Genomic DNA, 12,976 nt, shown 5'->3' on the forward strand with positions numbered 1-12,976 from the left:
CTTGAATGCCTCCGGCCCATCCCCATTTGCATCGGGCGTCTGCGCGGTCTCCGCGACGCCCGATGGTCTGAGGCCGGTGAGATTTTTCCCGTGAACATTCTGTTTGTCCTTGGTGGTCTGCTGGGGCTCGTGCTCGGTGGTGAGTATCTGGTGCGCGGCGCCGTGGCGCTGGCGCAAAGGGTTGGCTTGTCGCCCTTGGTGATCGGGCTGACGGTGGTGGGCTTTGGCACCTCGGCCCCGGAATTGGTGACCTCGGTTCAGGCGGCTTTGCTGGGCGCGCCGGACATTGCGCTTGGGAATGTCGTGGGGTCGAACATCGCGAATATCCTGCTGATTCTCGGCCTTGCGGCGGTGATCGCCCCGGTGGCCATCTCCGGGCGTAGTTTCGCGCGGGACGGGACGGTCATGCTGGCGGCGAGCCTGCTCTGCCTCGGCACTGTGCTGCTGGGGCAGGTGGATCGGCTTGCGGGGGGCGTCGCCCTCGTGGGGCTGGCGGCCTATCTGATTTACACCTTTCGCAGCGATCGAAGCGGGGCAGAGGCGATGGAGCCGCTGCCGGATCAAGCGCCGTCTTGGCTGGCGCTCGTCTGGCTGCTGGGTGGGCTTTTGCTGACCATTCTTTCGGCGCGGTTTCTGGTCACCGGCGCCGTGGCGCTTGCGCAGGCCGTGGGGCTGTCTGAGGCGGTGATCGGCCTAACCATCGTGGCCGTGGGCACCTCCATGCCGGAATTGGTCACGTCGGTCATCGCCGCAAGGCGCGGGCAGAGCGATGTGGCATTGGGCAACGTGGTCGGCTCCAACACTTTCAACATGCTCGGCGTGCTGGGCATCACCGCGCTGATCCAGCCGGTGGGGGTGGCCGCGCAGATCGCCGCGCTCGACATCTGGGTGATGATGGGGGCCACGGTGGCGCTGATCGCCTGCGCCTTTGGCGGGCGCGTGACACGCGGGCAGGGGGCGCTCTTTGCGCTGGCCTATGTGGCTTATGTCGCAGTGCTTTTAGTCTAGCCCGACACTGGGCTGCCCGGCGGGGGTGGGGGCGATTTCTGCGGATGTGACGCGATGGGCCGCGGACCCCCTTGCGCAGGCGGTTCAACACCCATAGAAGGACACAAATTTTCGCCCGCGCCCCCGCCGCGCGGCCTTACCCTATGGAGCACACATGCAGGTCAACGAGACGCTGAACGAAGGTCTGAAACGCGGTTACAACATCACCGTCACCGCCGATGAGCTTGAAGCCAAGGTCAACGAGAAGCTGGCCGAAGCGCAGCCCGAAGTCGAGATGAAGGGCTTCCGCAAGGGCAAGGTGCCGATGGCGCTGCTGAAAAAGCAGTTCGGCCAGCGGATCATGGGCGAAGCGATGCAGGAAAGCATCGACGGTGCCATGAACGAGCATTTCGAAAAGACCGGCGACCGCCCCGCGATGCAGCCCGAGGTCAAGATGACCAATGAGGACTGGAAAGAAGGCGACGACGTCGAAGTCTCCATGTCCTACGAAAAACTGCCGGAAATCCCCGAAGTTGATCTGAGCAAGATCGAACTGGAAAAGATGGTGGTCAAAGCTGACGATGCGGCTGTCGAAGAAGCGCTGGCAAGCCTTGCCGAAACCGCGCAGGACTTCAAAGCCCGCGAAGAGGGTGCCAAGGCCGAAGATGGCGATCAGGTTGTGATCGACTTCAAAGGCTCCGTCGACGGCGAAGAATTCGAAGGCGGCGCGGCGGAAGATTACCCGCTGGTGCTGGGCTCCAACTCCTTCATCCCCGGCTTCGAAGAGCAGCTGGTTGGCGTGAAAGCGGGCGAAGAGAAATCCGTCGTCGTGAACTTCCCCGAAGAGTATCAGGCCGCGCATCTGGCCGGTAAGGAAGCGACCTTCGCTTGCACCGTGAAAGAAGTGAAAGAGCCCGTCGCCGCTGAAGTGAACGACGAGATGGCCAAGAAATTCGGTGCCGAGGATCTCGACGCGCTGAAAGGTCAGATCGCTGAGCGTTTGGAAGCGGAATATGCCGGTGCTTCGCGCGCTGTGATGAAGCGTAACCTGCTGGACGCGCTGGACAAAGAGGTCAGCTTTGACCTGCCGCCGTCGCTGGTCGATGCCGAAGCCAAGCAGATCGCGCATCAGCTGTGGCACGAGGAAAACCCTGATGTGGAAGGTCACGACCACCCCGAGATCGAGCCGACAGACGAGCACAAGACATTGGCCGAACGCCGCGTCCGTCTGGGCCTGCTGCTGGCCGAGCTGGGCCAGAAAGCCGACGTTCAGGTGACCGACGCCGAGATGACCCAAGCGATCATGAACCAGGCGCGTCAGTACCCGGGTCAGGAGCGTCAGTTCTTTGAATTCGTGCAGCAGAACCAGCAGATGCAGCAGCAGATGCGCGCGCCGATCTTCGAGGACAAGGTTGTCGATCACGTGGTCGAACAAGCCAAGGTGACCGAGAAAGAGATCTCGAAAGAAGAGCTTCAGAAAGCTGTTGAAGAGCTGGAAGACGAGTAAGTCTTACCGGATCGGATTTTGGAGCAGGGGCGACGGGAAACCGTCGCCCCTGTTTCGTTTGGGCTGGACAAGAAGCGTGGCCTTTGCCTGTCACTCTGGATGGGCTTGAAGGGTTACCGAACCTACTGTCGACGTCCCGCCCGGGGGCACCCCGGGCATCGCCCTCCCTCCCCCCCCGGGGGGGCGATTTGCAAGGTCTCGGAAATTCGCAACAGTCGCGTGCGATGGGGGCAACCGCAGGCCACCATCGTTGCAACGCCCCCCAGGGAAGGCGCTGCTCTATGTGGCAATGTCAGATGCTGATACGCATCGGGGACGTCACAAAGTAATCCGGAACTGCGCGAAGCCGTCTTCCGTGTCGCCTACCTGTTCCATCTCTACCCCTGTCACCTCATCGACGTAGTCCGCCGCTTTTGGCCCGGTTTCGAACATCACGCTCGTTTCCTCCAACGGCGCGAAGCGCCAGTTGCCATCGGCGCGGGGGCTGATGGTGCCTTTTTCGACGATATAGCGCACAATCACATCGCGGTTGGTGTCGGGCCCTTCAAACACGATGGTATCGCCCATCGCGCCGGGGAAAGCCCCGCCGCCGCTGGCGCGGTAATTGTTGGTGGAGATGATGAATTCGGCTTTAGGATCAATGGGTTGCCCTTCGAACTCAAGGTTCACGATCCGGCTTGCCTCAGGGTTTGCCACGGTGCCCTTGGGGCCGAACTTGGAAGGCTGGCTAAGGTCGATCTGATAGGTCACCCCGTCGATCACATCGAAATTATAGCTGGGGAACTCGGGGTTCAGCAGCGGTTGATTGGCCTTGCCGGGGGTGATCTGGTTGAACATGCCGGCAGAGCGTTCGAGCCAGTCTTTCACCTGCGCCCCGGTCACGCGCACCGCGCGGGCCGTGTTGGGGTAGAGGTAGAGGTCGGAGACATTCTTGATCGCTACATCGCCTTTCGGGACGTCAGTGTAATACTCCGGCCCGCCACGGCCACCGGCCTTGAAGGGGGCGGCGGCGGAAAGGATCGGCAGCCCCTCATGTTCGGTCCCCTTCAGCATCTGTTCGATATACCAGCGCTGCGCGTTGGAGACGACCTGCACCGAAGGATCATCCGCCACCAGCGCGAAATAGCTGTGCAGATTGGCGTCGGTCTTGCCCACGGCGCGGCGAACATAGGCCAGCGTCTCATTATGTTCCTGCTGGACGGAGGCAAGCACCTCGGCATCGCTTTCCACCAGCGGCATTACAGAGCGGTCTTCGTTGCGCTGCGAAATGGCGCGCGCCTCGGCACTGTGACTGGCGATGCGCCAGCCGCTGCCGTCACGCTCCAGCATCAGGTCGATCAGGCCGAGGTGGCTGCCCCAGAAGCCGCCCATAGTGGCGGGCTTGCCGTGGATCGTACCCTCGCTGACATCCACGCCCGGATAGTCCGCATAGCTGCCCGAGGGGAAGACGAGGTGGCTGTGCCCGGTCATGATGGCGTCGATCCCCTCCACCGCGGCGAGGGGGACAGAGGCGTTCTCCATCATATCCTCTTCCTTGGCTGCACCGATGCCCGAGTGCGACAGCGCGATGATGATGTCGGCCCCTGCCTCTTTCATTTGGGGCGCCCATGCGCGGGCGGACTCGAGGATATCGCGGGCCTGCACCTTGCCTTCGAGGTGGCGGCGGTCCCAGCTCATGATCTGGGGCGGAACGAAGCCGATGATGCCGATCTTGATCGGATGCGTCTCACCTGCGCCATCGATCAGCATCCGGTCGAGCAGGACATAGGGTTTGACCAGTGTCTCATCGTCGCTCGGCTTGGCACCGACCTTTTTGACGACATTTGCGCTAACCACCGGGAAGTCGGCCCCGGCGAGGGATTTCATCAGGAAGTCAAGACTGTAGTTGAACTCGTGATTGCCAAGGGTCGAGGCGTCATAGCCAAGCGCGTTCATCGCTTGGATCACCGGATGCATGTCGCCTTCTTTCATGCCGCGCTCATAAGCGATGTAATCGCCCATCGGATTGCCCTGCAAAAAGTCGCCATTGTCGAGCATCAGGGTATTGGTCGCCTCGGCGCGGATCGATTTGACGATGCTGGCGGTGCGGGCAAGGCCCACGGTGTCGACCTCTTTGTCGGCGTAATAGTCGTAAGGAAAGACATGCACATGCAGGTCCGTCGTCTCCATCAACCGCAGATGCGCCTGATTGGCCGCGGCGCGGAGAGAAAAGGGGTGGAGGGCCAGCAATCCGGCAGTGCCGGCGAGGAAGTGACGGCGGTTGAGGCGGAGGGTCATGCGGCGTTCCTTCTTGACGTGATTAACACCTACCTGAGGCGAAGCGAGAGGCCGCGCAAGCCCGAAAATTAATCACCCGTCCCGTAGGCCGGTTTCCACAAGCATGCCGCGGCGCTTGGCTTCGTAGTAATAGCCGCGGGCGTACCATTTGATGGCGGTGCCATGGTCACCGTCCGACAGGAGCCAGGCGCCGCGCAGGTATTTTAGCGCGTATTTCAGATTGGTATCGGCATCCAAAAGATCGGAAGGCTGGCCCTGAAATCCCATCGACCGCGCGGTGGCGGGCAGGATTTGCAGCAGCCCGTAATAGGGGCCGTTGCGGGCGCGAGGGTTGTGGGTGCTTTCGCGGATGGCGAGGCGGTGCACCAATGGGCGGGGCAGGTCGTAGAAGTCGGCCCAGTGGTTGATCTTGCGCCGCAACTCGGGCGTCTCATTCGGGTGCAGCGGCAGGGCGGGGCGCTGCGGCGGCGTGGGGGAGACTTCGGGTGCGGCGTTGCAGGCGGTGAGCGTGCTGGCAGCGATGAGGGAAAGGAACACGCGGCGTGTGGTCTGAGGCATGATGCACCGGAGCTTGTTATCTCGCCCCGAGGATCGCCCCAAGGGGGCCATCGGGCAAGAGCGCAGGCGCAGGATACGCGGCCCCTTGCCCAAGCCTTGGACCCTCAGGCGCGGCTTTTCGCCATGCTTAAACATCGGCGACGATTTCGCCTTTCATTTCGCCGGTCATGCGGCTCTGATCTTCGCGTTTTACCGAACGGCGGACCTCGTCGATTTTGAGTTCGGCGGCGTCGCGCGTGGCCCTGTCGGGCCATTCGGTGATTGCGGCACTCGTGCGCTCAGAGGTGCGGACCACGGTGATGCGGCTGGCGCCAAAGCCCTTGAGGGCGGGTAGGCGCTTTTCTTCGATGGCGCGCAGGGCCACGTCGTAATCCGCCCCGTCGGCGAGTTCCCAAGTGGTGATGGTGATGTAACGCATGTGTCATCCTCCATGCTGAATGGAGGTATCTTAGCATAAATCGCGCTGTTTTTGCAGGGGTTTGCGTCAGAGGCGCGTGCGGGGCGGTTGGAGGGGCTGCGCAAAAGAAAACGCCGCGCGGAGGACCGCGCGGCGTTTCATGTCAGATCGGACAGGCCGGATCAGCTGTTGCTGTCGTCCTGTGCGTCGCCCTCGGGGGTGCGCACCACGTCCGAGTCGCCGTCTTCGTCAGCGGCAGAGCCGATGTCGTCGAAGAGTTCGGAGATCTCGAATTCAGCGGCGGCTTCCTCTTCGGCGGCCAGTTCCTGAATCGATTTGCCCGATGCCTGAAGCTCGGCCTCTTCGGGCGAACGTGCAACGTTCAGCTCGATTGTGGCGTCGACTTCGGGGTGCAGGATGATGCGCACATCATGCACGCCCAGTTCCTTGATCGGGTTGCCCAGAACGACCTGCTTGCGGTCGATCGAGAAGCCTTCGGCGGTCGCGGCTTCGGCGGCGTCACGGGTGGTGACGGAGCCGTAGAGCGCGCCGGCGTCGGAAGCGGAGCGAATCACGACGAACTGCTGACCGTTCAGCTTCTCGGCGAGTTTCTCGGCTTCTTTCTTGGTCTCGAGGTTCTGTGCTTCGAGCTGGGCTTTCTGGCCTTCAAAGGCTTCGACGTTGGCCTTGGAGGCCGACAGCGCCTTGCCCTGCGGCAGCAGGTAGTTGCGGGCATAGCCGGGCTTTACGTCCACGACTTCGCCCATCTGGCCCAGTTTGGCCACACGTTCCAGAAGGATAACTTGCATGTGCTCTCTCCTTACTTGACGGCGTAGGGCAGCAGGGCGAGGAAACGGGCGCGTTTGATGGCACGGGCCAGCTCGCGTTGTTTCTTGGCCGATACGGCGGTGATGCGGGAAGGAACGATCTTGCCACGCTCAGAGATGTAGCGTTGCAGCAGACGTGTGTCCTTGTAGTCGATCGCAGGTGCGTTGTCGCCCGAGAAGGGGCAGACTTTGCGACGGCGGAAAAATGGTTTTGCAGCCATGGTTTATGTCCTCTTCTTCAAGCTGGCGATCAACGGCGCTCGCGACGGTTGTCGCGTTCGTCGCGTTTCTGCATCTGCACGGAGGGCAGTTCTTTGTGCTCGTCGACCTTGATGGTCAGAACACGCATCACGTCGTCATGCAGGCGCATCAGGCGTTCCATTTCCTGCACGGCGGTCGCGGGGGCGTCCGAACGCAGGAAGGCATAGTGGCCCTTGCGGTTCTTGTTGATCTTGTAGGCCATCGTCTTGACGCCCCAGTACTCGCTGTCGACGAGCTTGCCGTCGTTGTCCGCGAGGACGGTGCCAAAGTGTTCGATGAGGCCTTCTGCTTGCGTGTTGGACAGGTCCTGACGCGCAATCATAACATGCTCATAAAGCGGCATGTGCACTCCTATTTGTATCAAGGCGCATTTCATAGGCGGGGCGTTCATCCTTGCTCCCCACCACGAGAGTCTGCGCGGTTCATATGCTGTGCAAGGAAGCGCCCGTATACACGGTTTCCCGGCCACGGCAACCCCCGGCGCGGGCGCGCGGGCCGGGACGGGCTTGCCCTTGCGGCATGGGACGCGATACATCGGATGAAATCGCTAATAAGAGGCTGCAACCATGAGCATCGCATTCGTTTTCCCCGGGCAGGGCGCCCAGACCATCGGCATGGGCCGCGATCTGGCCGAAGCCTACACCGAAGCCCGCGCCGTTTTCGACGAGGTCGATGCGGCCTTGGGCGAGAAACTGTCGGAGCTGATCTGGGAGGGCGACATGGAGACGCTGACCCTGACCGAGAACGCCCAGCCCGCGCTGATGGCGACCTCTTTGGCTGCTATGGCCGCGCTGAAGGCCGAAGGTGTAAGTGTCGAGAAAGCGGCCTTCGTGGCGGGGCACAGCCTTGGCGAATATTCTGCGCTGTGTGCTGCGGGCGCGCTGTCACTGGCTGACACCGCGCGGCTGCTGCGCATTCGCGGCAAGGCCATGCAGGCCGCCGTGCCAGTGGGCGAGGGCGCCATGGCGGCGATTCTCGGCCTCGGGATCGAAGAGACCGAGAAACTGGCCGAAGCCGCTGCCGAGGGCGCGGTCTGTCAGGTCGCCAATGAGAATGACCCGAGCCAGAACGTGCTTTCGGGCGAGAAGGCCGCGGTAGAGCGCGCCGTCGCCATGGCGAAAGAAGCCGGGGCCAAGCGCGCGTTGCTGCTGCCCGTCTCCGCCCCTTTCCATTGCCCGCTGATGGGGCCGGCTGCGGAAGAGATGGCGAAAGCATTGGGCGAGGTGACCTTCAACGATCCCGCCGTGCCGCTGGTCGCCAATGTCACCGCCGAAGCAGTGACGGACGCCGCCCACATTCGCGAGTTGCTGGTTGAACAGGTCACAGGCCGCGTGCGCTGGCGTTCCTCGGTCGAGCGGATGGCCGCGCAGGGCGTGACCGAGGCGTGGGAGATCGGCGCGGGCAAGGCGCTTTCGGGCATGATCCGACGCATCGACAAAAGTGTCGCCACCCGCTGCATCGGCACGCCGGATGAGGTAAAGGCCGCGTCTGACGCCTGAGGTATGAAAATAAGCGGCATTTCCGCCGCGTCGGGGCCTCGCGCCCTTCGAGAGAATAAAGGAAGAGACATGTTCGATCTTACAGGAAAGAATGCCCTGATCACCGGCGCTTCGGGCGGCATCGGCGCGGATATCGCGCGCAAGCTGCACGCCCAAGGGGCTACCGTTGGCCTGTCGGGCACGCGGACCGAACCGCTTGAGGCGCTGAAGGCCGAGTTGGGCGAACGCGCCCATGTGCTGCCGTGCAACCTGAGCGATATGGAGGCCGTCGACGCGCTGCCGAAACAGGCGGCGGAGGCCATGGGCTCGGTCGATATTTTGGTGAACAATGCGGGCATCACCCGCGACAATCTTTTCATGCGCATGTCGGATGACGAGTGGAATTCGGTGCTGAACGTGAACCTCACCGCGACCTTCAAGCTCTGCAAAGGGGTGATGCGCGGCATGATGAAGGCGCGTTGGGGTCGGATCATCAATATCTCCAGCGTGGTGGGCGCCACGGGCAACCCCGGCCAGGCCAATTACGCGGCCTCAAAGGCGGGTGTCGTGGGCATGTCCAAGTCGCTGGCCTATGAGGTGGCAAGCCGCGGAATCACCGTGAACGCCGTTGCCCCGGGCTTCATCACCACCGCCATGACCGACAAGCTGACGGATGAGCAAAAGTCTGGAATCATGGGGCAAATTCCCGCAGGCCGCATGGGCGACCCGGATGAGATCGCTGCCGCCGTGGTCTATCTTTCCAGCCCCGAGGCCGCTTATGTGACAGGGACCACCTTGCATGTGAACGGCGGTATGGCCATGTTGTGACCCTGCGCCTCAATAGCGTTTGCCAAGCCCGGCGCATGTGCTAAAGGGGGCGCAGAATCGAAACGGAGGGTGCTTGATCACCCCCTGCGCCTTGTGCGAACAAGGAAATAGCCGCCCCTTTTGGGGCATCCTCCAAACGCCGATTACCGGCGGGCGGAAACCAAAAGGGGCCTTGAATGGCCCGAAGACATGAGGACTTATTATGAGCGACGTCGCAGACCGCGTGAAAAAGATCGTTGTAGAACACCTGAGCGTGGAAGAGGACAAAGTGACTGAGAATGCGTCGTTCATCGACGATCTCGGCGCAGACAGCCTCGACACCGTGGAACTGGTGATGGCGTTCGAAGAAGAGTTCGGCATCGAGATCCCCGATGACGCGGCTGAGAACATCCAGACCGTTGGCGATGCGGTCAAGTTCATCAAAGAAGCCTCCTAAGGCTTTGCCGGGCAACCGGCGGATGTGAGTTTTGAAAACGGCGTTGTTCCTAGCGGAATGACGCCGTTTTTATTTGCCGTAGCGGGGTGGGCTTGTCCCTTTGGAGCTGAGGTCGCATGTCTGCGCCAAGAAGTTTCAAGCGTGAAGGCAATTCACCCCATGTCCCGCACGATCCCGACCATCAACACCGCCAGACTGACCCTGCGCGCCATGCGCGCCGAGGATTTTCAGCGCTATGCCGAGATTTGGGCGATGCCCGATGTGGCGGACCGGATACTCGATCAGCCGCGGCCCAAGGGGCAGTCATGGGACGCTTTTCTGCGCAACGCGGGCCATTGGCAGATTACGGGATTTGGGCAATGGGCGGTGCAGCTTCACCGCCAGCGCGAGATGTTGGGTCAGACCGGTTTCGTCTTTGGCTCCCGCAATCTCGGCGAGGATTTCGACACTTACCCCGAGGCGCGGCTGGTCTTGGCCCCTCAGGCCCAAGACCAGCGGCTTGGGGCCGAGGCCGCCCGGGCGGCGCATGAGTGGTTTGATCGGGTGATCACGGGCCGCACGGTCTGTATGATCTCGGCGGGGAATGAGGCCGCTTTGCGGATCGCGGGGGCGCTTGGCTATCAGGGGCTGCGCGACGTCAAGACGGCGGGCGGTGCGGTGCATCTGATGACCCGGCGCGGCCCGCCGGGCTGAGCTTGTGAGCCGCGAAGGCCCCTGAGATTCGACCCATCGGCGTTTTTGCGCTCTGCCTGCGGACCCCCGCCGATATGCTTGTGCCTACAGGCTTTTGCAGGGTAAGAGGTTCGCCGAGACATTATCGGCAAGGGGCACTGAGATGCGCAGAGTTGTAGTAACGGGTTTGGGTTTGGTTACCCCGCTCGCGGACGGCGTGGAAGAAAGCTGGAAACGGATCCTTGATGGGAAGTCCGGGGCCGGGCCGATCACCGGCTTTGATGCCAGCAAATTGGTGACTCAATACGCTTGCGAAGTGCCTTTGGGCGATGGCAGCGATGGCACCTTCGACGCCAATAAATACATGGAGCCGAAAGAGCAGCGCAAGGTCGATACCTTCATCCTCTTTGGCATGGCTGCCGCCCAGCAGGCGGTCGAGGATTCGGGCTGGAAGCCGACCGAGCAGGAAGATCAGGAACGCACCGGCGTTCTGATCGGTTCGGGCATCGGGGGGCTGAACTCCATCGCCAATACCGCCGTCATGATGCATGAGAAGGGCCCGCGCCGCGTGAGCCCCTTCTTCGTGCCGGGCGCGCTGATCAACTTGATCTCGGGTCAGGTGTCGATCCGCTATGGTTTCAAGGGGCCGAACCACTCGGTCGTGACCGCCTGTTCAACCGGCGCCCATGCCATCGGCGATGCGGCGCGGCTGATCAAATACGGCGATGCGGATGTGATGATCGCAGGCGGTGCCGAGGCGGCGATCTGTGAGATTGGTATGGCGGGCTTTAATGCCTGCAAGGCGCTTTCGACCAAACGCGGCGACGATCCGCAAAAGGCCAGCCGCCCCTATGATGTGGACCGTGACGGTTTCGTCATGGGCGAAGGCGCGGGCATCGTGGTGCTGGAAGAGTATGAACACGCCAAGGCGCGCGGTGCCAAGATCTATGCCGAGGTGCTGGGTTATGGCCTGTCGGGCGACGCGCATCACATCACCGCCCCTTCCGAGGATGGCGAGGGCGGCGAACGCTCCATGCGTGCGGCGCTGAAGAACGCGGGGCTGGAGCCTGCGGATGTGGATTACATCAACGCGCATGGCACCTCGACCATGGCTGACACCATTGAGTTGGGCGCGGTCGAGCGTCTGATGGGTGATGCGGCGGGGAATGTGACCATGTCCTCGACCAAATCCGCCACCGGGCACCTTTTGGGTGCCGCGGGCGCGATCGAGGCGATCTTTTGCATGCTTGCGATCCGCGATCAGGTAGCGCCGCCGACGATCAACCTCGACAATCCGGCGGTGGAAACCCCGATTGATCTGGCGCCGAACAAGAAGGTCGAGCGCAAGATTGACGTGGCGCTCAGCAATTCCTTTGGTTTCGGCGGCACCAACGCATCGGTTCTCTTCGGGAAAGTCAGCTAAATGTGGCGTCATATCGCCTCTAACGCCGTGACGTTTCTGTTGGTCGGCCTGTTTCTGCTTGGGGGGATCATCCTCTGGGGCAAGTCGACCTATGTCTCTGAAGGGCCGTTGGAACAGGCGATCTGTGTGCAGGTCGAGCGCGGCTCGAACATGCGGCAGGTGAGCCAGAACCTTGAGGAGCAGGGCGCGGTTTCCTCGCCCGCGATCTTTCGCATGGGCGCGGATTACGAGGAGAAGTCGAGCAGCCTGAAGGCGGGCAGCTTTCTTGTTCAGCCCGGCACCTCGATGCAGGGGATCGTGGATATCGTGACCCAAGGCGGGGCCAGCACCTGCGGTACTGAGGTAGTCTATCGCATCGGGGTGAACCGGGTGAGCGTGCAGGTCCGTGAGTTGGACCCGGTCACCAGCCGTTTTGTTGAACGCGCGGAATTCACCCCGGGTGAGGAGGAGGCTCCCGAAGCCTATACCGAAATCTCAAGCGCGAATGACACGCGGTTTCGTGTGGCATTGGCCGAAGGGGTGACCAGCTGGCAGGTAGTGGAAGCGCTCAAGCAGGTCGAGCAATTGACCGGCGAGGTTGCGGAGCTTCCAGCAGAGGGCAGCCTCGCGCCCGATAGCTATGAGGTGCGCCCGGGCGACGACCGCGCCGAGGTGATCGGACGGATGGCCGCGGCGCAAGAGGTGCTCTTGGCCGAAGCCTTTGAAGCGCGCGATCCCGATCTGCCGATCGAGACGCCCGAGGACCTGCTGATCCTTGCGTCGATCATCGAAAAGGAAACCGGTGTCGCCGCCGAACGTGAGCAGGTGGCGAGCGTTTTCGTGAACCGTTTGAACCAAGGGATGCGGCTTCAGACCGACCCCACGGTGATCTACGGGGTGACCGAGGGCAAGGGCGTGCTAGGCCGCGGGCTGCGCCGCTCGGAACTGCGGGCAGAGACGCCGTGGAACACCTATGTGATCGACGGTCTGCCGCCCACGCCCATCGCCAATCCGGGCCGGGCGAGCCTGATGGCCGCAGCGCAACCGGCGGAGACGGACTACGTCTTTTTCGTGGCGGATGGCACCGGGGGGCACGCTTTTGCGGAAACCTTGGACGAGCATAACCGCAACGTTGCGCGCTGGCGTCAGATCGAGGCGGAGCGCGGTGCGGAAGCGGCGGGGAATGCCTCAACCGGCGGAAACTGAGACCACTGAAAACCCCGCTGGAGACAGCGGGGTTTTTATTTACGGGAAGTCCTTGCCGCGCGGTGCTGTAAGGTCTTGTTAATACAGTTTTTCTTGACTTTGCGCACGGTCTGGCGTAGGACTTGTGGCACGCTAGAGGA

General features: G+C 62.2%; 14 protein-coding genes. 8 read left to right on the forward strand and 6 right to left on the reverse strand.

Annotation, left to right across the window (positions count from 1 at the left end):
- Positions 1-90 precede the first annotated feature (90 nt).
- Both ACGYLD_RS01510 and tig read left to right on the forward strand, forming a co-directional pair.
- Positions 91-1,008: a calcium/sodium antiporter gene (locus tag ACGYLD_RS01510; RefSeq protein WP_271691543.1), complete on the forward strand. Its 918-nt coding sequence runs from the start codon at positions 91-93 to the stop codon at positions 1,006-1,008.
- Between the two features lie 154 nt (positions 1,009-1,162).
- On the forward strand, positions 1,163-2,494 hold the full coding sequence (gene tig, locus ACGYLD_RS01515; protein ID WP_067261839.1) for a trigger factor: 1,332 nt from the start codon (positions 1,163-1,165) through the stop codon (positions 2,492-2,494).
- Between the two features lie 318 nt (positions 2,495-2,812).
- Here tig and ACGYLD_RS01520 read toward each other — a convergent pair whose 3' ends face one another.
- The 6 genes from ACGYLD_RS01520 to rpsF form a co-directional block, all read right to left on the reverse strand.
- A complete protein-coding gene (locus ACGYLD_RS01520; RefSeq protein WP_394400767.1) occupies positions 2,813-4,771 on the reverse strand; it encodes a bifunctional 2',3'-cyclic-nucleotide 2'-phosphodiesterase/3'-nucleotidase in 1,959 nt (652 codons plus the stop codon).
- Between the two features lie 72 nt (positions 4,772-4,843).
- Positions 4,844-5,329, reverse strand: coding sequence for a lytic transglycosylase domain-containing protein (locus tag ACGYLD_RS01525; RefSeq protein WP_271691540.1), 486 nt, complete (start codon positions 5,327-5,329; stop codon positions 4,844-4,846).
- A 127-nt stretch (positions 5,330-5,456) separates the two neighbouring features.
- Positions 5,457-5,747, reverse strand: a complete 291-nt coding sequence (locus ACGYLD_RS01530; protein WP_168612589.1) for a hypothetical protein — start codon at positions 5,745-5,747, stop codon at positions 5,457-5,459.
- 161 nt (positions 5,748-5,908) lie between these two features.
- Positions 5,909-6,535, reverse strand: a complete 627-nt coding sequence (gene rplI, locus ACGYLD_RS01535) for a 50S ribosomal protein L9 (protein WP_067261846.1) — start codon at positions 6,533-6,535, stop codon at positions 5,909-5,911.
- A gap of 11 nt (positions 6,536-6,546) precedes the next feature.
- Positions 6,547-6,774: a 30S ribosomal protein S18 gene (gene rpsR / locus ACGYLD_RS01540; RefSeq protein WP_005852865.1), complete on the reverse strand. Its 228-nt coding sequence runs from the start codon at positions 6,772-6,774 to the stop codon at positions 6,547-6,549.
- 29 nt (positions 6,775-6,803) lie between these two features.
- The gene (gene rpsF, locus ACGYLD_RS01545) at positions 6,804-7,157 is read right to left on the reverse strand and encodes a 30S ribosomal protein S6 (RefSeq protein ID WP_067261847.1); all 354 of its coding nucleotides are present in this window, start codon (positions 7,155-7,157) and stop codon (positions 6,804-6,806) included.
- Positions 7,158-7,380: 223 nt separating this feature from the next.
- On the opposite strand from rpsF, the gene fabD reads away from it, so the two are divergent.
- From fabD to mltG, 6 genes are all read left to right on the forward strand, one after another.
- The gene (gene fabD / locus ACGYLD_RS01550) at positions 7,381-8,313 is read left to right on the forward strand and encodes an ACP S-malonyltransferase (protein WP_271691539.1); all 933 of its coding nucleotides are present in this window, start codon (positions 7,381-7,383) and stop codon (positions 8,311-8,313) included.
- A gap of 69 nt (positions 8,314-8,382) precedes the next feature.
- On the forward strand, positions 8,383-9,120 hold the full coding sequence (gene fabG, locus ACGYLD_RS01555) for a 3-oxoacyl-ACP reductase FabG (RefSeq protein ID WP_209218758.1): 738 nt from the start codon (positions 8,383-8,385) through the stop codon (positions 9,118-9,120).
- A gap of 202 nt (positions 9,121-9,322) precedes the next feature.
- Positions 9,323-9,556, forward strand: a complete 234-nt coding sequence (locus ACGYLD_RS01560; RefSeq protein WP_067261852.1) for an acyl carrier protein — start codon at positions 9,323-9,325, stop codon at positions 9,554-9,556.
- Between the two features lie 159 nt (positions 9,557-9,715).
- On the forward strand, positions 9,716-10,249 hold the full coding sequence (locus ACGYLD_RS01565; protein ID WP_394400772.1) for a GNAT family N-acetyltransferase: 534 nt from the start codon (positions 9,716-9,718) through the stop codon (positions 10,247-10,249).
- 142 nt (positions 10,250-10,391) lie between these two features.
- Positions 10,392-11,651: a beta-ketoacyl-ACP synthase II gene (fabF, locus tag ACGYLD_RS01570; RefSeq protein WP_271689878.1), complete on the forward strand. Its 1,260-nt coding sequence runs from the start codon at positions 10,392-10,394 to the stop codon at positions 11,649-11,651.
- Positions 11,652-12,836, forward strand: a complete 1,185-nt coding sequence (gene mltG, locus ACGYLD_RS01575; RefSeq protein WP_394400775.1) for an endolytic transglycosylase MltG — start codon at positions 11,652-11,654, stop codon at positions 12,834-12,836. It begins immediately after the preceding gene.
- The last annotated feature ends 140 nt before the right edge of the window (positions 12,837-12,976 follow it).

Origin of the sequence: Sulfitobacter sp. 1A12056, assembly GCF_043558125.1 — a bacterium.
In the GTDB taxonomy this organism is placed as follows: Bacteria; Pseudomonadota; Alphaproteobacteria; order Rhodobacterales; family Rhodobacteraceae; genus Sulfitobacter; species Sulfitobacter faviae.